The organism is Pedococcus sp. P2_F6 (genome assembly GCF_056403675.1).
Genome location: NZ_JBFUEZ010000001.1, coordinates 595,588 through 615,522, shown reverse-complemented (window position 1 = coordinate 615,522; position 19,935 = coordinate 595,588). Strand labels below are relative to the sequence as shown.

Sequence of the window (19,935 nt, the reverse complement as noted above, 5' to 3'; positions counted from 1 at the left end):
ATCTCCTATCAATTGCGACACAGAGCGCAAATCTTGCGGCCGGATGTCGATTTCATCGGAACCTGTCCCGTATCCTGCCACGTATGAGCACCGCCATCGAGCAGCCCTATGTCTACCGCCACCGCGAGCTGGTGGAGCCCGACTGGACCCGATTCGCGGGGTGGCGCGACGTCACTGCCGAGGACTGGGCCAGCGCTCAGTGGCAGCGGGCGCACTGCGTCAAGAACATCAAGCAGCTGCGCGAGCTGATGGGCGACCTGCTGACCGACGCCTTCTACGCCGACCTCGAGCGCGACCAGGCCGAGCGCGCCACGATGTCGATGCTCGTCCCCCCGCAGATGATGAACACCATGGTCAGTGAGATGACCTGGACCGACGGGCGGATGCCCGCCGCCGGTGCCGAGTTCACCCGGGCGTTCTACGCCGACCCCATCCGGCGCTACATGCTCCCGGTGTTCTCCGACCGACGCACCGACTGGCCGTCCCACCCGCACGCGACCCGCGACAGCCTGCACGAGCACGACATGTGGGTCGCCGAGGGCCTGACCCACCGCTACCCCACCAAGGTGCTCGCCGAGCTGCTCCCGACCTGTCCGCAGTACTGCGGACACTGCACCCGCATGGACCTCGTCGGCAACTCCACGCCGGTGATCGACAAGCTCAAGCTCACCGGCAAGCCGGTCGACCGCTACGCCGCCATGCTCGCCTACCTGCAGCAGACGCCACAGGTGCGTGACGTCGTCGTCTCCGGTGGCGACGTCGCCAACATGCCGTGGAAGAACCTCGAGGGCTTCATCGACAAGCTGCTCGACGTCGAGAACATCCGCGACATCCGGCTGGCGACCAAGGCGCTGATGGGCCTGCCCCAGCACTGGCTGCAGCCCGACGTCGTCGAGGGGGTTGCCCGCGTGTCGGCCAAGGCCCGCTCGCGCGGTGTCTCCCTGGCGATCCACACCCACGTCAACAACGCGCAGTCCGTCACGCCGCTGGTGGCCGACGCCTCCAAGGCGATGTTGGAGGCCGGCGTGCGGGACGTGCGCAACCAGGGCGTCCTGATGCGCGGCATCAACGACTCGGTGGAGCAGCTGCTCGACCTCTGCTTCGCCCTCCAGGACGACGCGATGATCACGCCGTACTACTTCTACATGTGCGACATGATCCCGTTCTCCGAGCACTGGCGGCTCTCGCTCGCCGAGGCGCAGCACCTGCAGCACTCGATGATGGGCTACCTGCCCGGCTTCGCCACGCCGCGCATCGTCTGCGACGTGCCGTTCGTCGGCAAGCGATGGGTGCACCAGGTCGACAGCTACGACACCGAGCGCGGAATGTCGTTCTGGCGCAAGAACTACCGCACCTCGATCGAGAACGCAGACACCGACGCCCTGTCGCGCGACTACGTCTACTACGACCCGATCTACACCCTCCCTGAGGCGGGCCAGCAGTGGTGGCGTGAGGAGGGTGACCACGAGGCTGCCCACGCGATCGCCGTCGAGCGCGCCGCGGCCAGCCGCGAGGCCTCGCTGGTCTGAGTCGGACGGTGCGCGGCCGCGGCGTGTGACGTTCACGACGTGAGGGCCTGTCATGCCGCGCGGTCGGGCTTCGCTAGGTTGCTCCCGTGACTGCTATCGCCATCCCCCGCAAGCGCGTCCTGGCCGACTACGTCCCCGCAGTGGTGGGCGTGCCCGCATGGGTCGGATCGCGCGTTCGTGACGTCCTGCTCATCGCTGCCGGCGCCGGATTCATCGGCCTCTTGTCCCAGTGGCACGTCCCGCTCCCGGGCACCCCGGTGCCCCTCACGCTCGGCACGTTCGCCGTCCTGCTGACGGGAGCCTCACTGGGCGGCCTGCGGGCCCTGCTCAGCGTCGGCACCTACCTGGTCGCCGGCGGACTGGGCGTGAACTGGTTCGCCGACCACAACGACGGCTGGGGCGGCGCCACGTTCGGCTACGTCATCGGCTTCGTCGCTGCGGCGACGCTCGTGGGGTGGCTGGCCCAGCGCGGCGGTGACCGCACCGTGGTGAGGACGGGCGTCACCATGGTGCTCGGCAACCTCGTCATCTACGCCGTCGGCGTGTCGTGGCTGATGGGCTCCACCGGCATGGACCTCGAGGCCGGCCTGGCCGCCGGCTTCACCCCCTTCCTCCTCGGCGACGCCATCAAGATCGCGGCGGCTGCGGGCCTCTTCCCGGCCGCCTGGGCGCTCGTCAAGCGCGTCGACAAGCGCTGACCGACCTACCTCCGTCACGGCATACCGACACCTGATGGGCAAGCGTCGCGAGGCCAGCACCGGCACCCCCGCCAGCACGGCGCTGACCCGGCTCGGACTGGCGTTCGAGGTGCACTCCTACGAGCACGACCCGGCGGCGGCCTCCTATGGACTGGAGGCCGCCGCTGCGCTGTCGGTGCCCCCCGGACAGGTCTTCAAGACCCTCCTGGTCGAGTCCGAGCGCGGCCTGGCCGTCGGGGTGGTGCCGGTCGACCGGCAGCTCGACCTCAAGGCCATCGCGGCCGCACTGGGCCTCAAGAAGGTGGCGATGGCCCAACCCGCCGACGCCGAGCGGTCGAGCGGCTACGTCGTGGGCGGGATCTCCCCCATCGGGCAGAAGAAGGCACTCCCGACCGTCGTGGACGAGTCTGCTCTCGGGTTCGACCGCGTGTACGTCTCGGGAGGCCGTCGTGGCCTCGACCTTTCCCTCACGCCTGACGACCTGGTCACCGCCACGCGGGCACAGGTCGCGCTGATATCGCGGTGACGCCCTGACCGCGCCCTGACGTCGCGGTCGTCGACGCCCTGCTCACCCGCCGTGCCGCCGACTCCCCCAAAGGTGGTGTGCGTCGGCCCCCGGGGCGATCTACCGTGGGCTGACTGGCCCACCATCGGGGGTGACACGTGAGGACCACGCGGACAGGGTCGCTGGGCATCCTGCTGCTCGCGCTCGTCATGGTCGGCGCGACCGCAGGCCCCCGGGCGCACCTCCCCGAGGCCCGACTCCTCACGGCGCCTGGCTACCGCTCACCCGAGGTGTATGCAGCCGGTGGCCAGAGCAGGGCTGACCAGCTCTGGCTGGAGACCGGCACCGTGCCCGGCGACGGCACCCGCTGGGAGGACCTGGCGAGGTGGGCGCTCGTCGACATCCACTCGTTCCTGTCCCCGAACGGGACCGTGGCGGCCGGGCCCGGCGGGCCGTGGGGATACTTCTGGCCGCGGGACGGCTCGTTCGCGGCGGCCGCTCTGAGCATCAGCGGTCACGACAAGGAGGCTGCGTCGATCCTCGACCGCCTGGCGCGACTGGAGTTCGACCCCTTGCAGGGCTTCCAGGCTCGATACCGTCTGGACGGGTCGCCCCTGACCGACCGCCCACGCCAGTCCGACGGGTGTGGCTGGGTGCTCTGGGCCATCGCGCAGGTGCGGACCGCGAGCCCCGCGAGTGTCCCGGCGACGGCGGCCGGCCTCCGAGACCGCTGTGTGCAAGCCCTCACCACGCTCGTCGACTCGGGCAGCCGGCTCCCGCCACCGTCCCCGGACTACTGGGAGCTGCCGGTCGACCGCACCTCCCTGGGGACCGTGGCGCCGATGCTCGCGGGCCTGGAGGCCGCGGCCGGTGACTACCGCGCCACCGGACAGCCGACGGAGGCCGTCACCGTCGGCGTCGTGGCCTCGCGGTTGAGCGAGGTCGTCACCGGCAGCTTCGGTCCGCGGTACGAGCGGTTCGGACGGGACGGTGGAGGCGTCGACGCCGCGGTGGCGATGCTGCTGCCCCCGTTCCACGGTCCACCGGGAGGCCAGGAGGCCGACCACGCCCTGCGTGACGCGTGGTTGCGCTACCAGCGTGAAGCCCTGCGCCCGGCCGGCGGTCTGGCCCCCGGCGCCGACTGGCCCAAGGACGACGGTGCGTCGTGGACGCCGGAGACCGCCCTCGTGGCTCTGACGGCCGCGGCGACGGCCCGTGACGGGACAGCCACACGGTGGTTGAACTGGCTGGATGACCACCGCACGGCCTACGGATCCCTGCCCGAGAAGGTCACGCGCACCGGGCGCCCTGCCGGGCCAGCTCCGCTCGTGTGGACCGCTGCCCTCACGCTGCTGACCCTGCACGAGCTGGACCAACCCTGAGGCGGCTACTCCCAGGGGGTGGAAAGCACCACAGTGGTGCGGGTGGCGACGTTCGCGGCGGACCGCACCCGAGCCAGCAGCACCTCGAGGTCACCGGGCGTGCGGACCCTCGCCTTGAGGATGTAGTTCTCATCGCCCGCCACCGAGTGACAGGCCTCGAGCTCGGTGATGTCGCGCAACCGGTCCGGGATGTCGTCCGGCGCAGCAGGGTCCAGCGGTGAGATCGAGATGAACGCCGTGAGCGGCAGGTCCAACGCGGTGTAGTCGACGAGCGCGGCATACCCCTTGAGGACCCCGCGCTCCTCGAGCCGACGCACCCGCTGGTGGACCGCCGAGGTGGACAGGCCCATGGCCTTGCCCAGGTCGGTGTAGCTCATCCGACCGTCGGCGCGCAGCAGGTCGACGATGCGTCGATCGAGGTCTTCCACGCCCACACCTTACTGAGGACCGGGGTCGGGGGTGGCAGCATGTCCGCCATGACCTCGCCCGACAGCTCCGGCCGTCTCATGCTGCTCGACAGCGCCTCGTTGTACTTCCGCGCCTTCTTCGGGGTGCCGGACCAGCGCAGCGATCCCTCGCAGCCGCCCACCAATGCGATCCGCGGGTTCCTCGACATGATCGCCTCGCTCGTCACGACCCACCAGCCGACCCACCTCGCAGCCTGCTGGGACAACGACTGGCGACCGCAGTGGCGGGTCGACCTGCTGCCCAGCTACAAGGCTCACCGGGTGACCGAGGAGTCCCCCGCCCCAGTGGCCGGCTCCGTGCCCGACCAGGCGCACCCGGCCTCGGACGACACCGTCGCCGAAGAGGTCCCGGACGACCTGGCTCCCCAGGTGCCGGTCATCGTCGATGCGCTGGCAGCGCTGGGTATTGCCCGCCTCGGGGCTGACGGCTTCGAGGCCGACGACGTGATCGGCACGCTGGCCACCCGGTGGGGCGGCACCATGAAGGTCGACATCGTCACGGGAGATCGCGACCTCCTGCAGCTCGTGGACGACGCCCGAGGCGTCCGTGTCCTCTACACCGGCAAGGGCGGGGTGCGTGACCCCGACCTCGCGACCCAGGACTACCTGCGGGAGCGGTATGCCGTGGAGAACGGCGACGCCTACCTGGACATGTCGATCCTGCGCGGTGACACGAGCGACGGCCTGCCCGGCGTCAAGGGCATCGGCGACAAGACCGCGGCCCAGCTGATCGCCGAGTACGGCTCGCTCGCCGGTCTCCGGGCGGCGGTGGACTCTGGAGCTCCGGCCATCAAGGGAGCCCGGCGGGCCAACCTGGAGGCGGCGACGGCGTACCTCGACGTGGCGCCCACGGTGGTGCGAGTGACTCGCGACGCACCGGTCGACGAGGTGGACCTGGCCCTGCCGACCGAGGTAGCGGACCCCGTGCTGATGAGCCGGGTCGCCAGTGAGTTCGGGGTGACCAGCTCGTTCAACCGCGTGCTGTCGGCTCTGCGCATCGAGTAGCCGTGCAGCCACATCGTCAGGCGTGCAGCCTCATCGTCAGGCGTCGACGGTGGACATTCGGCCACTCGCCCGGTCGTTCGGAGGGAGGGGCGCACCTGTGCCCGGGAAATCGGCCACTCGCCCGAAAGTGCCCACCCGAGAGCGCTCAGTCGAGGCGGTCGGCGGCGACCACGCCGCGCATGACGGCGTCGATGGCCCTGCGCGACGTGGCGCGCAGGGTCGGCTCGGGTGCCGCGTCGCCGATCTGACCGAGCAGGTCGACCACCTGCTTGCACCGCCGCACGAAGTCACCAGCGGCCATGTCCGACCCCCGAAGCACCTCCTCCAGCTGACGACCGCTCGCCCACCGGTGCATCATCCAGACCATCCCGGCATCGGGGTCACCGGTGAGCGGGAGCCCGAGCTCGCGTTCGCGGTCCTCCAGCACCGACCAGAGCCGGTTCATCTCACGGACCGCCTCGGCGACGTCCTCGTTGGGCATCCGGGGTGACGGGTCGGTCTCGTCGCGACGCGGCTCGTGGATCAGGGCCGACACGATCGACGCCAGGCCGGCCGGGTCCAGCCGCTTCCACACCCCCAGCCGCAGGCACTCAGCGGCCAGCAGGTCCTTCTCGGTGTACAGCCGGCGCAGGTTCTCCCCCTGCGGCGTCACGAGGTCACCACTGTCGGACAGGTAGCCCATCTCCCCGAGCAGGGTGCAGATCCGGTCGAACGTGCGGGCGACCGAGTTGGTGCGCCCCTCCACCTTGCGCTGCAGCCCGAGCGTCTCGCGCTTGAGCCGCCACCACCGCTCGGCCCACCTGGCGTGGTCCTCGCGGTCCGGACACTGGTGACAGGGATGCGCCTTGAGCTGGCGGCGCAGCTCGGAGATGCGTTCGTCCTCAGCGCTTCCCGCGTATGCCGCGTGGTCGCGCGAGCGGCCGGGCGGGGGGTCGTAGGGGACGGCGATCCGCAGTGAGGTCGCCAGGTCGCGGCGGGCCTTCGGGCTCTTGGAGTTGAAGTGTGGCGGCACCTTGACGTGCGCGATCGCCTCGACCGGCGTCGGGACGTCCACGAGCGTCAGCTTGAGGAGCTGCTTGTCCTCGGTCACCACGGTCGGAGCCGGCACCTCTCCCCGGTAGGACTTGGAGGGATGGACGACGACGGCGTAGCCCGCGCGGCGACCCGACGGGATCTTGATGACGTCCCCGATCTTCAACGCCTCCAGCGACACCGCTGCCTGCGCCCGGTTGCTCGCCGAGCGGACCTTGGCCCCCTCCTTCTCGAGGCGCGCGATCTCGTGGCGCAGCGCGGCATACTCCTTGAAGTCGCCGAGGTGACACGCCATGCCCTCGCCGTAGCCCTCGAGGCCCTCCTCGTTCTTGCGCACGGCCCTGGCCATCCCCACCACGGCGCGGTCGGCCTGGAACTGGGCGAAGGAGGTCTCGAGGATCTCGCGGGCGGTCTCGCGCCCGACCTGGGCGACGAGGTTGACGGCCATGTTGTAGGTGGGCCGGAAGGACGACTTCAGCGGGTAGGTGCGGGTGGACGCCAGTCCGGCCACGGCGAGCGGGTCCATCCCGCGGTTCCACTGGACCAGGGCATGGCCCTCGACGTCGATCCCCCGACGCCCGGCCCGTCCGGTCAGCTGGGTGTACTCGGCGGGGGTGATGTCGGCATGGGTCTCGCCGTTGAACTTCACGAGCTTCTCGATGACGACCGTGCGCGCGGGCATGTTGATGCCGAGTGCGAGGGTCTCGGTGGCGAAGACGGCGCGGATCCGCCCTGCCGTGAAGAGCTCCTCGACGATCTCGCGGAACGTCGGCAACATGCCGGCGTGGTGCGCCGCGAACCCACGCGTCAGGCCGTCCACGAAGTCCCAGTAGCCGAGCACGCCGAGGTCCTCGTCGGCCAGCGCGGAGACGCGCTCCTCGACGGTGCGCCGGATCCGGTCGCCCTCGGCCTCGGTGATCAGCCGGACCCCGTCGCGCAGCAGCTGGCCGACGGCGGCCTCGCACCCCACCCGGCTGAAGATGAAGGTGATGGCCGGCAGCAGCCCCTCGCGCTCGAGCCGCTGGACGACCTCGGAACGGGTCGCTCCCCCACCGGGGCGCCCGCCCGAGCTGCGGGCCATGCCGTGCCCGCCGTAGCCGCCGCCGGGGCCGCGAGGCCCCCGCCCACCGCGGCTGTGCCGGTCCGACTGCGATCCGTGGCGTGCGCCGTCGTCCCAGCGACCGCGTTGCTCGAAAGTGCGAATCGCCTGCAACAGCTCGGGATTCACCCGCGTCGCGTCCGCGCCCGTGACCGGCGCGGACGCCTCGTCGACGAACAGGTCGTACATCGACTGCGAGACCATCATGTGCTGCCACAGCGGCACGGGGCGGTGCTCGGACACGATGATGTCGACGCCGCTGCGCACCTCCGACAGCCAGGCGCCGAACTCCTCGGCGTTGCTCACGGTTGCGGACAGCGACACGACCTGCACGTCCTGCGGCAGGTGGATGATGACCTCCTCCCACACTGCGCCGCGGAACCGGTCGGCGAGGTAGTGCACCTCGTCCATGACCACGAAGCCGAGCCCGTGCAGGGTCGACGACCCGGCATACATCATGTTGCGGAGCACCTCGGTCGTCATGACGACGACGGGAGCCTCGCCGTTGATCGAGGAGTCCCCGGTGAGCAGCCCGACGTTCTTGACACCGTGACGCTTCACGAGGTCGTTGTACTTCTGGTTGGACAGCGCCTTGATGGGGGTCGTGTAGAACGCCTTGCGCCCGGTGGCGAGGGCCAGGAACACCGCGAACTCGCCCACGATGGTCTTGCCTGCCCCGGTGGGCGCCGCGACGAGCACGCCGCGCCCGGCCTCCACGGCCTCGCAGGCCTGCACCTGGAAGTCGTCGAGGGGGAAGTCCACCGTCGCCGCGAAGGCGGCCAACCGAGACTTCTCGTATGCCGCGCGGCTGGCGCTTGCGGCGAATCGCTCAGCGGGCGTCGACATGCTCCCGAGCCTACGTGGCGGCAGGCGCCAGCACCGTCACCGCGCCGGGGACCACCTCGACGGTGATCGGCAGCGGGGCGAACCGCTCCCCGTCGGCGTAGGCCACGATGCCCGCTGCCTCGAGCGTCACCGAGCGCCCCTGGATGATCTCCACCGCGGGGTGGGTGACGTGGGCGCCCTTGAAGACCTTGGGGAAGACCTTGAGGAACTCCAGCGTGCTGATCTGGTGCAGGATCAGCACGTCGAGCAGCCCGTCGTCGAACCTGGCGCCGGGCAGGACCTGCATCCCGCCGCCGTAGCTGGGGCCGTTGCCCACCGCGACCAGCATGGCGCGGGTCTCGTGTCGCACGCCGTCGATCGTCACGACATAGGGAATCGCCTTGAACAGCGGGAGCTCGCGCAGGATCGCCAGGTTGTAGCGCATGTTGCCCTTGGGCCAGGGCCAGGTGTTGGCGCGCTCGTTGACGACCGAGTCGAAGCCGGCCCCGAGGACCCCCACGAACCAGTGTCGGCCCCCATGGGCGTCGACGTGGCGGACGGCGTCGATGGTGCGGGGGATCCCCGTGCTGACCAGGTCGGCCGCGCGCACGGGGTCGTGGACCGGCAGGCCCAGGCCGCGGGCGACGTCGTTGCCGGTCCCGGCCGCGATGATGGCCAAGGTCGTCTTGGTCTCGGCGGCGAGGTCGACACCCAGGTGCACCATGCCGTCACCGCCGACCACGGCCAGCACGTCCAGGCCTTGGGAGATGGCGCCGAGGGCGCGGTCGCGCGCCGCGGCATACGACTCGTCCGAGAGGTCCAGCACCTCGTGGCCGGCCGCCCGCATCCGCTGGGCCACCTCGATGCCGAGTGCCATCCCGCGGTTCTTGCCGGAGGTCGGGTTGACCACCAGGCCGATGCGCTTCTTCACGGTGGATGGGTTCGGACTCACGCGCGGAGGCTACAGGGCCGACGCCTCGTCGTCGGGCACCTCGGTCCACTTCGGCCGGTTCTTGGTCCGGCCACGCTCGATCAGCTTGCTGACCCCGATCGCGGCGGCATAGAGGACGCACAGCGGGATGGCGAGCAGGAACATCGTGAAGGCATCCGGTGTCGGCGTCGCGATGGCGGAGAGGACGAAGATCCCGAAGATGGCGGGGCGCCACGCCTTGATCATCGCCCTGGCCGGCAGGATGCCGATCGCGTTCAGTGCGACCAGGAAGACCGGCAGCAGGAAGGCGAGGCCGAAGACGAGGATGAACCGCGTGACGAAGGAGAAGTACTCGCTGACCTGCTGGATGTTCGACGCCCCAGGAGGCGTGAACCCGTAGAGGACCGCGAGCACCTTGGGCAGGACGTAGTAGGCCATGGAACACCCGGCGAGGAAGAGCGGGACCGTCGCTCCGATGAAGGCCAGCGAGATCCGCCGCTCCTTCTTGGTCAGCCCGGGCACGATGAACGCCCACAGCTGGTAGAGCCACACCGGGCTCGACACGATGATCCCGACGAAGATCGACAGGCTCACCTGCTGGGAGAAGGCAGCGGTGGCGGTCCCGAAGTTCAGGTTGATGACACTCGTGGGGTGGGCAGCCTTGTAGTCGTTGAACGGCGCGGCCAGCCTGCCGTAGACCTGCGGGTAGATGATCCAGCCGAGCACGCCACCGAGCAGGACCGTCACAGCGGAGATCAGGAAGCGTCGGCGGAGCTCACGCAGGTGGTCGCCGAGCGACATGCGCCCGTCGGGATTGCGGGCACGCCGGAACGCCATGGTCGAGGTGACTGGTGCGGTGACGGGTCGGACTAGGAGGCGCCGGAGGAGTTGTCCGTGCGGGGACGGTCCTCACGGATCGGGCTGGCAGCCTCGGGAGCTGCAGGAGCCTCGGGATCCTTGATGGCCTCGCCCTTGACGGTGTCGCTGCTCGCTGCGGACTTGCCGTCGGTCTTCATCTCCTGGACCTCGGACTTGAAGATGCGCATCGACCGGCCGATCGAGCGGGCTGCGTCCGGGAGCCGCTTGAAGCCGAACAGCACGACGAGGAGCACGAGCAGGATGATGATGTGCCAGCCTTCGAACAATCCGCGACCCATGTGACTCATTCCTCTCGACCACGTCGTGGCCAGTGTGACGGTGCTGCCCTGCCTCTGCCGGGCCTTCTGGCCTCAGTCTAGGTGTCTGGCCCAGCTGGGACGCCGCGCGGCCTGACGGGCGCGCCGCTGCTGCTTCAACGACGCGCGGGTGGCGTCTCGTTCCCGGCGCAGCTGGCGGGGGTCCCCGAACACGTCGGGTTGCGGCGCCCGCGGGCTCTCCCCCAGTCTGCTCGTCTCCGCCTGGAGGGCGGCGACGGTCTCCGAGGAACGGCGCACCTCGGCGGTCAGCTCCTTGAACTGCCCCCAGACGCCCCACGCGCGGGTCGCCAGGTAGGCCGCCGCGATGACCACGAGCAGCACCCAGATGAGAACCCACCACCACACGGCGTCGACCCTACCCGCCCGTGGTGGGTGGGTAGGCGTCCGCTCCGTATGCCGCGAGGGCGGCCTGCGCCCCTTCGCTCACCGCCTGCGCCACCTCCGGGGGCGACACCACGACACCGCGTCCCCCCAGCCGCCACAGCAGGCGTCGGAGCCAGAGCGTGTCGGCGGTGCGCAGTGTGACGGTCTGCGACCCGTCGGCGGCAGTCTCGACCGACTCGGTCGGGTAGTAGTCGCTGACCCACGTCGCGCCGGGCTGCAGCAGCAGCGTGACCAGCGTGTCGTCCGGCCGTGGGGTGAAGGCACCCGCGTCGAGATCCCGCAGCTGGGCATCGGCAGGGGGAGTCCCGTCGACGTCCAGGACGTCGAGACGGGCGATCCGGTCCATGCGGAACGTTCGCGTGTCCTGGGCCAGGTGGCACCAGCCCTCGAGGTACCACCGCGAGTCCAGGTTGACCACGCGCATGGGGTCGACGTCGCGTTCGGTGGCCTCGTCCCGGCTGGGCACGAGGTAGCGCAGGTGCACCCGACGGTGCCCCTCGACGGCGCGGCGGGCGTCGGCGAGCAGGTCTGCCTCCACGCCCTCGCTGATCGCGACCTCGACCCGGGCGGCCGCCTCGGCGCTGGCACCAGTGGCCTGCTCGAGCTTGGCCATGGCGCGCTCGATCGCGTCACGCTCCCCCAGTCCCGGCACGGCCGCGAGGGCCCGCAGTCCGACCATCAGGGTGAGTGCCTCGTCGCGCCCGAGCCGCAGCGGCCGGGCGATGGTGTCGGCGTTGGTGACGAACACCCTGCCGCTCTCCCATTGCGCGTCGATCAGCTCGTCGGGCATCTGGCCGTAGCCACAGAGGTAGAGCAACCGGAGGTCGGTCTCGAGCTGGTCGACGGTGATGCCGAGCTCGGCCGCGGCCCGGCCCAGGTCGATCCCCTGTCGGGCGACCAGCCAGGGCACCATCGTGAGGAGTCGCGCGAGTCGGTCGGTGGCGGTCTCGGGCACGGTGCGAGCCCTCTTGGGCGGCGGGGTCATGCTGCGCCCCCGCTGTGGGCGGACAGCGCACCGCGCAGCCGCTCGACCACGAGCTCACGCACCTCGGGCGGCGACAAGACGACGACGTCCGCGCCGTAGCCGCTCACCTCGTCGGCCAACGCGTCGTCGTCGCCGAACGGCACCACCAGCTCGCTCCACTCCCCCAGGTCGGTGGTGCTCGTGGCACGTCGGCGCAGGCTGTTGCCCCGGTCGGCCCGCACCCTGACGACCGCGTCGCGGGTCGGTTGCTCCCCGACGAAGTTGCGGATCATCTCCTGCGCCCGGTGGTCGGCCGGCACGGCATACGCCGGAGCCTTCTTGACCTCGGCGACGTCGCCGTCGATGCGTGACAACCGGAAGACCCGCGGCGCCTCGCGGTCCAGGTCGAAACCGGTGAGGTACCAGCGGCCGTGCCACGAGGCGAGCCCCCACGGCTGGACCGTTCGCGCGTTGACCTCGCCCTGACCACCGGTGCGGTAGCCGAAGGTGATCGTGCGCTGACCGACCACGGCGTTCTTGACCGGGTCGAACGCCGGCTCGCTGGTGCCGAGGCGCGGCTCGATCCCGATGAGGGAGTCGCCGTCGCGTTCGATCCCCGCCGCCTTGAGCTTGCGCAGTGCCTGGGCTGCCGGACCGGCCAGCGAGGCGTGCGCCCAGGTGCGGCTGGCCAGGCCGAGCACGGCGAGCTCGTCTGGTTCGAAGGTGATGTCGGGCAAGGCGTACTCGCGCTGGTCGATCCGGTAGCCGACCTCGTCGTCCCAGGCCCCACCGATGTCTTCCGTCACGAGCGGGATGCCGAGCTCGCGGAGCTCGTCCTTGTCGCGCTCGAACATCCGGTCGAAGGCCTCGTCGCTGACCGCGTCGCCGTACTGCGGGACGACAGCACGGATCCGCGACTTGGGTAGGGGCCGACGGGTGTAGAGCAGGCACAGCACGAGGTTGAGCAGTCGCTCTGTCTTGGCCGCAGGACCGGTGGGTGAACTCACCCGCCCGACGCTACCCGAGTGGCAGGCACGCCCCGTGGCTAGTCTGCGTGTCGTGATGCAGTGGCGCGAGGGAACGGTCGAGCAGGTGCGTGGCCGGTGGCCGGGCGCGGTGGAGTATGCCGTGCGGCTGCGTGGGGCCGGCTCCGACACCTCCGACGACACCGCCGACGACACGCTCGACGACACCCTGGTGCGGGCCCTGGCCTACACCGCGCTCGTGGGTGAGCCGCAGGTCGGCGACCGGGTGCTGCTCAACGCCTCGGCGCTGCTGCGCGGGCTCGGGACCGGCGGGCTCGCCTTCATCGTCGCAGCGCCCGACCGCCTGCCCAGCGACCCCGAGGCCTCCGCAGGGCACATCGTCAAGGCCCGCTACACGCCCCAGCAGCAGATGTTCATGGCCGTCGACGAACAGGACAGCCCGCACCACGCCGTGATGACGGGCGCGCTCGCCGCGGCAGGTGACCTGCTCGGCATGCCGGTCGTCGTGGCCGACCTCCACTCAGCGCTGCCCGCCATCCTCGCGGGGATCAGGGTCGACCGTCCCGAGGCGCGATGCGTCTACCTCATGACCGACGGCGGGGCGTTGCCGATCGCGTTCTCCCGCAACGTCGCGACCCTCACCGAGCACGGCTGGCTGGCCGGAAGCGTGACGGTCGGGCAGGCCTACGGCGGCGAGCACGAGGCAGTCACCCTGCACTCGGGTCTGCTGGCCGCGAAGCATGTGCTCGGCGCGGACATCGCCATCGTCATCCAGGGCCCGGGGAACGTCGGCACGGGCACGACCTGGGGCTACACCGGGGTCGCGGCGGGCGAGGCGCTCAACGCGGTCGGCACCCTGGGGGGCCGCGGCGTGGCCGCGCTCCGCGTCTCGGACGCGGACGCCCGGGAACGGCACCGCGGGATCTCCCACCACAGCACCACGGCATACGGGCGCATCTGCCTGGTCTCCGCGGACCTGCCGGTCCCCGCGACCGGCGACGAGTTCGGCGCCCTGGTCGCCGACCAGGCGCACACCCTCGCGCGCACGGCACAGGGTGCGCTCACGGTCCGCAGTGTCGACCCGGACGGGCTCGACGCAGCCCTGGGAGCGACTCCCGTCAGGCTCTCGACGATGGGCCGTGGCCTCGACGAGGACCACGCGACGTTCCTGTACAGCGCAGCAGCCGGGCGGCATGCCGCCCGGCTGCTGGAGAGCTGACGCGCTGGCTTCAGCGCGTCGTCTGGCTCGGTCTCAGCGGACGTCGACCAGGTCGACGACGAAGATCAGGGTCTCGCCGGGCTTGATCGCGCCGCCGGCACCGCGGTCGCCGTAGGCGAGGTGGGCCGGGATGACCAGCTTGCGACGACCGCCGACCTTCATGCCGACGATGCCCTCGTCCCAGCCGCGGATGACCTGGCCGACGCCGAGGCGGAAGTCCAGGGGTGCGCCACGGTTCCACGAGGCGTCGAACTCCTCGCCGGTGGAGTGGGCCACTCCGACGTAGTGCGCCGAGATGGTGTCACCCGCCCCGGCCTCCTGGCCGTCGCCCTCGGTGAGGTCCTCGATGACCAGCTCGGTCGGGGCCGCGTCGCCGGGGAAGTCGATCTCGGGCTTGGTGGTGTTGGGGTCGAAACCCATGGGTCATGCTCCTTCGCAGGGTGAGAACTGGGGGTGGGTGAAGCGGTGTCAGGTGACTTCAGAAGGCCGCGAGGATGTCGACCACGAAGACGAGGGTGTCGGTGCCGCTGATCTTCGGCGGGCTGCCGGCAGCGCCGTAGCCGTCGGCCGGCGGAACCACCATGAGAACGCGGCTGCCGACGGTCTTGCCGACGAGCTGGGTGTCCCAGGCCTTGATGACCTGCTGGGTGCCGATCGAGGTCTCGAAGTACTTGTTCGGCGTCTTGGAGGAGGAGTCGAAGACCGACCCGTCCTTCCAGAGCGCGCCGGTGTAGGTCACGCGGATCGTCTGGCCTGCCTGCACCTTCGCGCCGGCGCCCTCGATGAGGAGCTGCCCGACGGTCTTGGTCGGCGGCTTGGCGCCCTTGGGGATCGTGATGGTGGCGGGCTTGTCGTTGCCCTCGACCTTCACCGCCGGCAGCCCGGCAGCCGGCTTGACCTCCTTGCCCTCGGCGGAAGCCAGCGGCTTGGTCGCCGACAGGACGTCCATGAGAAAGACCACCGTGTCGGTCCCGCCGACCTTGATCTCGGTGTTGCCCTGGGTGCCGAAGGCGTCCTTGGGCGGCATGGCGACCAGGACGCGGGACCCGATCTTCTGGTTCAGGAGTCCCTTCTTGAGGCCTGGCAGCAGGTCGGCCGCACCGAGGTTCAGGCCGAGGTTCTGCTTGCCGAAGTTCGTGTCGAGCACCGAGGAGTCCTTGCCGTTCAGCAGGACGTACTTGAGGCTGACGATCTCGTCGCCCTTGACCTGTGCACCGGTGCCGGGCTTGACGACCTTGGTGGTGGTCTCGGTCACCGAGAGCGGCTTGGGGTTGACTGTCACCGTGGGGGCCGTGGTGTCGCTGCCGCCAGTCACCGTGATCTTGTCGAGCACGGAGGTCTTGGTGTCCTTGGCGTCACCACAGCCGGTCAGGGCCAGGGTTGCGGCCAGGGCGACCGCCGTGAGGGCGGGAAAACGACGCAGATGCACGATGGAGAACTTTCGCTGGGGGCGGGGAACCAGCGACCACCATAACCGTGGCCGCTGGCAATACCCGATTCGCCGGTATGCCGCCCGCGCGGCATACCCCGCTGCTCACCCGCGCATGCCCTCGATCAGCCGGTCCACGCGGGCGTCCACCGCTGCAAAGGGGTCCTTGCAGAGCACCGTGCGCTGCGCCTGGTCGTTGAGCTTGAGGTGCACCCAGTCGACGGTGAAGTCGCGACGGTGCTCCTGCGCCGCCTTGATGAAGTCGCCGCGCAGCTTGGCCCGGGTGGTCTGCGGAGGCACGGTCTTGGCCTCGAAGACCTCTGGGTCGGTGGTGATCCGGGCCGCGCGACCGTGCTTCTGGAGCACGTAGAAGACCCCCCGGTCACGGTTGACGTCGTGGTAGGCGAGGTCGAGCTGGGCGATCCTGGGGTGCTCCATCGGCAGGTCGTGCTTGGCCATGTAGCCGGCGATCAGCTTGTGCTTGATGACCCAGTCGATCTCGGTGTCGACCAGACCGAGGTTGCCGGTGTCGACCGCCCGGATGGTCCGCTCCCACAGGTCGAGGACCTGCTTGTGGATCGGGTCCTCCAGGCCCTCGCGGTCGGCGAACGCCTGGGCTCGTTCGAGGTACTCGGTCTGGATCTGGAGGGCGGAGAGCTCACGTCCGTTGGAGAGGCGGACCGTCTTGCGCCCCGTCATGTCGTGACTCATCTCACGGATCGCGCGGATCGGGTTCTCCAGGGTGAGGTCGCGCACCACCATCCCGGCCTCGATCATCCGCAGCACGAGGTCGGCCGACCCGACCTTGAGCATGGTCGTGGTCTCGCTCATGTTGGAGTCACCGACGATGACGTGCAGGCGGCGGTAGCGCTCGGCGTCGGCGTGCGGCTCGTCGCGCGTGTTGATGATGGGGCGGCTACGGGTGGTCGCCGAGGACACTCCCTCCCAGATGTGGTCGGCCCGCTGGCTCACGCAGTAGGTCGCGCCCTTCGACGTCGTGACCACCTTGCCGGCGCCACACGTGATCTGACGACTGACGAGGAAGGGGATGAGCACGTCGGAGAGCTGCTGGAACTCCCCCGCCCGGCCCACGAGGAAGTTCTCGTGGCAGCCGTAGGAGTTGCCCGCGGAGTCGGTGTTGTTCTTGAAGACGTAGATCTCGCCCTCGATGCCCTCCTCGGCGAGCCGGTCCTGGGCGTCGGCGACCAGGCCCTCGATGATCCGCTCGCCCGCCTTGTCGTGGACCACGAGCTGGCGGACGTGGTCGCACTCCGGGGTGGCGTACTCAGGGTGCGAGCCGACGTCAAGGTAGAGCCGACTGCCGTTGGAGAGGAAGACGTTCGACGAGCGCCCCCACGAGACGACCTTGCGGAACAGGTAGCGCGCCACCTCGTCGGGGGTGAGGCGGCGCTGACCCTCGAACGTGCACGTGATGCCGTACTCGTTCTCGATGCCGAAGATCCGCCGGTCCATGCCCACACTCTAGGCTTCCGGGGTCTCGGGCTGCGGGTCACGCCACGCGTGGGAAGATGGGCGCATGCCCGACGCCCACGCTACGGACGCGGGGACCCGTGTCGCCGGTACGACCACCACCCAGGTGGGCGACCTGACGCGGCACACCCAGTCCATCCTCGAACGTGCCCAGGCCTACGCCGATGCCATGCGAGCCGAGACCGACCAGGTCCTGGCTGCTGCTCGCGCGGAGGCCGCCAGCATCCGCGATGAGGTCCAACGCCTCCTCGACGACGCCGAGCGGCAGCACGCGGACGCCGTCAGGGACCGCGAGCAGGCCGGTCGCGCGCTCGCCGAGGCGACCCGCGAGGCGGAGTCCCTGGTGGAGGACGCCACCGAGCAGGCGTCCATGCTGACGGAGTCCGCCACCAGGACCAGCGACGAGGCGGTCACCTCCGCTCGCGCCGAGGCCTCCGCTGTCCTCACCGAGGCAAACGCTCGCGCCGAGGCCCTGCGCACCAGGGCGCAGACCGACTACGACACAGCAATGGCCCGGTATGCCGCGCACGAGACCGAGCGCGACGCCGCGTTCGCGGCTGGCGTCGAGAAGATGGACAGCCACTTCGCGGAGCGCGACGAGCAGGAGAAGGCGGCCCGTGCCGCCCTGCTCGAGGAGGCCACGGCTGCGGCCGCGAAGCTCAGGGAGGACGCGCAGGTCGAGTCCGAGCGCATGATCGGTGCCGCGGCGATCCACCAGGAGGAGACCGCGGCGCGTGCGGCCGAGCTCGTCGAGCAGGCCCAGGTCGACGCGGATGCGCGGGTGGACCGCGCCCGTTCCGAGGCGAGCGAGATCATGGCGCAGGCCGAGGAGCACCTGAAGTGGGGGCAGGACACGGTGCGCCGGATCCTCGACGAGGGCGAGGCCGAGGTCAGCCGCATGCGCAAGGAGACCCACCGTGAGCTCGCCGCGCGGATGCGGTCCCGTCGTCAGCTGATCCAGACGTCGCTGGCCCAGACCGCGCACCGCGCCCGGTCCGAGCGGGAGTCTGCGCGCCTCGAGTCCGACAGCCTGCGAGCCCAGGCCGAAGCCGTGATGGCTGCCGCGCAGTCCCAGGCCGAGCGCACCACCGCAGCCGCCGCTGCGGAGGCAGAGCGGGTGAGGGCGAGCGCAGCCGAGACCGAACGGGCTGCCGACGAGCGGGCAGCCCGCCGGCTAGACGAGGCTGACAAGGCGGCGCGCCTGGTCCGGGAACGCACGGCCCAGGAGATCGAGCGTCTCCAGCGGGAGACCCACGAGTCGCACCGTCAGGCACGGGAGGAGCTCGTGACCACCACCGCCGCCGCCCGCGCCGACGCCGACCGGGTGCGTGAGGAGGCCCACGCGATGCTCGAGCGCGCCCGCGCCGAAGTGGCGGCACTGGCCTCGCGCCGGCAGGACATCACCACCCAGCTCGGCCATCTCTCCGGGGTCATCGACGCGCTGTCCGTGCCGGACCGCGTCGCCGAGACCTCCACGACCGACACCTCGCCCTCCACCACGTCCGCCGACACCTCTGCCGACACCTCCGCCCAAACCGACACCTCCACCGACACTCCCACCAGCGAAGACCCCTCCCCCCACCAAGAACGGACCGACCATGAGTGACACCAGTTCCTTCCGCAGCGTCCTGCGCGGCTACGACCCGGCGCAGGTCGACCAGTGGCGCGCCGAACACGCAGGCGCCCTGGACCAGGCTCGACAGGAGGCCGCCGAACGCACTGTCGAGGTCAGCGAGCTGCGCGCAGCGCTGGCCCGCGTCCAGGAGGAGCAGGCCGGCACGGCAACGACGCTGGCCAGCCTCCGGGAGGAGCACAGCAAGGCGGCCGCCCCCACCTACGCCAACCTCGGTGAGCGGATCGGCACCATCCTGAGCCTGGCCGACGAGGAGGCAGCCGAGATCCGCAGCAATGCGAAGACCGACGCCGACACCCTCAAGGGCACGACCACCCTCGAGGCCGACCGCGCTCGGGCCGAGGCAGACCGATACGCCGAGGACGTCCGGACCAAGGCCGAGGCGCAGGCCACCCAGGTCGTGGAGAAGGCCAAGCAGCAGGCGGACAGCATCCTCGACGACGCCGACCGCGAGGCTTCTGCCCGTCGCGAGGAGGCCGAGGCGTTCTACGAGCACCAGCGCGCCCGGGCCGCCTCCGCTGCCGCGGACTTCGAGGCCACCCTCGGCCAGCGCCGCGACAAGGCCGCAGCAGAGTTCTCCGCCCAGATGGCCGCCCACGAGACCGCCCTCACCCAGGCCCAGGAGCGTGCCGAGACGCTGGCTGCCGAGAGCGACCGGGCCCACGCGGACAGCCTCAGTGAGAGCCAGCGCGCCCTGGACGCCGCCAAGGCTGAGGCCGAGCAGCTCGTGAGCGCGGCCCGTGAGCAGGCAGAGCGCATCCGTCGTGACTCCGAGCGCGAGCTCTCCGCCGCGACCGCGCGACGAGACAGCATCACGGCGCAGCTGAGCAACGTCCGCCAGATGCTGGCAACCCTCGGCGGTGGCGCCATCGCCGAGGCGTTCGGGGACCACGACGAGCAGGCGGCTCAGCCCGTCGCCTCTGCCGGAGCCGAGGCTGGAGCAGAAGCCAAGGCCGCCCCGGCCGAGGACGATGTCGACGCCGACCTCGACGCCGACGTCGACACCGCGGGCGACGCAGCCGTCGACCAGTCCGACTCCGCCGACGGCGATGCGGACGACGACGAGGACTCGGCCGATGCCTCCGACGACGACCAAGGCGACGAGGACGACGCCGACGCCGAGGCAGACGTGGACGAACGCGCCAGCACCCGCGCCTGAG

General features: G+C 70.6%; 19 protein-coding genes. 8 read left to right on the top strand and 11 right to left on the bottom strand.

Annotated elements, in window-relative coordinates:
* The first annotated feature begins 83 nt into the window (after nucleotides 1–83).
* The 4 genes from AC1DWP_RS02915 (at nucleotide 84) to AC1DWP_RS02900 (ending at nucleotide 4,114) form a co-directional block, all read left to right on the top strand.
* Complete coding sequence (locus tag AC1DWP_RS02915) at nucleotides 84–1,529, top strand: KamA family radical SAM protein (RefSeq protein WP_477612943.1); 1,446 nt, start codon at nucleotides 84–86, stop codon at nucleotides 1,527–1,529.
* 86 nt (nucleotides 1,530–1,615) lie between these two features.
* Nucleotides 1,616–2,227, top strand: a complete 612-nt coding sequence (locus AC1DWP_RS02910) for a biotin transporter BioY (protein WP_477612942.1) — start codon at nucleotides 1,616–1,618, stop codon at nucleotides 2,225–2,227.
* Between the two features lie 34 nt (nucleotides 2,228–2,261).
* The gene (gene ybaK / locus AC1DWP_RS02905) at nucleotides 2,262–2,753 is read left to right on the top strand and encodes a Cys-tRNA(Pro) deacylase (protein ID WP_477612941.1); all 492 of its coding nucleotides are present in this window, start codon (nucleotides 2,262–2,264) and stop codon (nucleotides 2,751–2,753) included.
* A 137-nt stretch (nucleotides 2,754–2,890) separates the two neighbouring features.
* Complete coding sequence (locus AC1DWP_RS02900; RefSeq protein ID WP_477612940.1) at nucleotides 2,891–4,114, top strand: glycoside hydrolase family 15; 1,224 nt, start codon at nucleotides 2,891–2,893, stop codon at nucleotides 4,112–4,114.
* Between the two features lie 5 nt (nucleotides 4,115–4,119).
* Here AC1DWP_RS02900 and AC1DWP_RS02895 read toward each other — a convergent pair whose 3' ends face one another.
* Nucleotides 4,120–4,542 (bottom strand): Lrp/AsnC family transcriptional regulator, encoded by a 423-nt coding sequence (locus AC1DWP_RS02895; RefSeq protein WP_477612939.1) that lies wholly within the window; start codon nucleotides 4,540–4,542, stop codon nucleotides 4,120–4,122.
* 48 nt (nucleotides 4,543–4,590) lie between these two features.
* Between AC1DWP_RS02895 and AC1DWP_RS02890 the strand changes: the two genes are divergently transcribed.
* Nucleotides 4,591–5,586, top strand: a complete 996-nt coding sequence (locus AC1DWP_RS02890) for a 5'-3' exonuclease (protein WP_477612938.1) — start codon at nucleotides 4,591–4,593, stop codon at nucleotides 5,584–5,586.
* A gap of 145 nt (nucleotides 5,587–5,731) precedes the next feature.
* On the opposite strand, the gene AC1DWP_RS02885 is transcribed toward AC1DWP_RS02890, so the two are convergent.
* From AC1DWP_RS02885 to AC1DWP_RS02855, 7 genes are all read right to left on the bottom strand, one after another.
* A complete protein-coding gene (locus AC1DWP_RS02885) occupies nucleotides 5,732–8,563 on the bottom strand; it encodes a DEAD/DEAH box helicase (protein WP_477612937.1) in 2,832 nt (943 codons plus the stop codon).
* A 10-nt stretch (nucleotides 8,564–8,573) separates the two neighbouring features.
* A complete protein-coding gene (locus AC1DWP_RS02880; RefSeq protein WP_477612936.1) occupies nucleotides 8,574–9,494 on the bottom strand; it encodes a diacylglycerol/lipid kinase family protein in 921 nt (306 codons plus the stop codon).
* 9 nt (nucleotides 9,495–9,503) lie between these two features.
* Nucleotides 9,504–10,310 (bottom strand): twin-arginine translocase subunit TatC, encoded by an 807-nt coding sequence (gene tatC, locus AC1DWP_RS02875; protein WP_477612935.1) that lies wholly within the window; start codon nucleotides 10,308–10,310, stop codon nucleotides 9,504–9,506.
* Between the two features lie 32 nt (nucleotides 10,311–10,342).
* Nucleotides 10,343–10,630, bottom strand: a complete 288-nt coding sequence (gene tatA, locus AC1DWP_RS02870) for a Sec-independent protein translocase subunit TatA (protein WP_477612934.1) — start codon at nucleotides 10,628–10,630, stop codon at nucleotides 10,343–10,345.
* A gap of 72 nt (nucleotides 10,631–10,702) precedes the next feature.
* Nucleotides 10,703–11,014, bottom strand: a complete 312-nt coding sequence (locus tag AC1DWP_RS02865) for a hypothetical protein (RefSeq protein WP_477612933.1) — start codon at nucleotides 11,012–11,014, stop codon at nucleotides 10,703–10,705.
* A 10-nt stretch (nucleotides 11,015–11,024) separates the two neighbouring features.
* A complete protein-coding gene (locus tag AC1DWP_RS02860) occupies nucleotides 11,025–12,038 on the bottom strand; it encodes a helix-turn-helix transcriptional regulator (RefSeq protein WP_477612932.1) in 1,014 nt (337 codons plus the stop codon).
* Nucleotides 12,035–13,024 (bottom strand): helix-turn-helix transcriptional regulator, encoded by a 990-nt coding sequence (locus AC1DWP_RS02855; protein ID WP_477612931.1) that lies wholly within the window; start codon nucleotides 13,022–13,024, stop codon nucleotides 12,035–12,037. Before AC1DWP_RS02855 ends, AC1DWP_RS02860 begins: the two co-directional genes overlap by 4 nt.
* Nucleotides 13,025–13,058: 34 nt before the next feature.
* Between AC1DWP_RS02855 and AC1DWP_RS02850 the strand changes: the two genes are divergently transcribed.
* On the top strand, nucleotides 13,059–14,222 hold the full coding sequence (locus tag AC1DWP_RS02850; RefSeq protein WP_477612930.1) for a DUF3866 family protein: 1,164 nt from the start codon (nucleotides 13,059–13,061) through the stop codon (nucleotides 14,220–14,222).
* 33 nt (nucleotides 14,223–14,255) lie between these two features.
* On the opposite strand, the gene AC1DWP_RS02845 is transcribed toward AC1DWP_RS02850, so the two are convergent.
* The 3 genes from AC1DWP_RS02845 to pafA all read right to left on the bottom strand — a co-directional run bounded on the left by AC1DWP_RS02845 (nucleotide 14,256) and on the right by pafA (nucleotide 17,124).
* Complete coding sequence (locus AC1DWP_RS02845) at nucleotides 14,256–14,642, bottom strand: FKBP-type peptidyl-prolyl cis-trans isomerase (protein WP_477612929.1); 387 nt, start codon at nucleotides 14,640–14,642, stop codon at nucleotides 14,256–14,258.
* 58 nt (nucleotides 14,643–14,700) lie between these two features.
* Entirely contained in the window at nucleotides 14,701–15,651 is a 951-nt protein-coding gene (locus tag AC1DWP_RS02840) for an FKBP-type peptidyl-prolyl cis-trans isomerase (protein WP_477612928.1), read from the bottom strand.
* A 105-nt stretch (nucleotides 15,652–15,756) separates the two neighbouring features.
* Nucleotides 15,757–17,124 (bottom strand): Pup--protein ligase, encoded by a 1,368-nt coding sequence (gene pafA, locus AC1DWP_RS02835; protein WP_477612927.1) that lies wholly within the window; start codon nucleotides 17,122–17,124, stop codon nucleotides 15,757–15,759.
* A gap of 64 nt (nucleotides 17,125–17,188) precedes the next feature.
* Here pafA and AC1DWP_RS02830 point away from each other — a divergent pair, with 64 nt between their 5' ends.
* The gene (locus AC1DWP_RS02830; RefSeq protein WP_477612926.1) at nucleotides 17,189–18,748 is read left to right on the top strand and encodes a coiled-coil domain-containing protein; all 1,560 of its coding nucleotides are present in this window, start codon (nucleotides 17,189–17,191) and stop codon (nucleotides 18,746–18,748) included.
* Nucleotides 18,741–19,934, top strand: coding sequence for a hypothetical protein (locus tag AC1DWP_RS02825; RefSeq protein WP_477612925.1), 1,194 nt, complete (start codon nucleotides 18,741–18,743; stop codon nucleotides 19,932–19,934). Before AC1DWP_RS02830 ends, AC1DWP_RS02825 begins: the two co-directional genes overlap by 8 nt.
* Nucleotide 19,935: the final 1 nt, after the last annotated feature.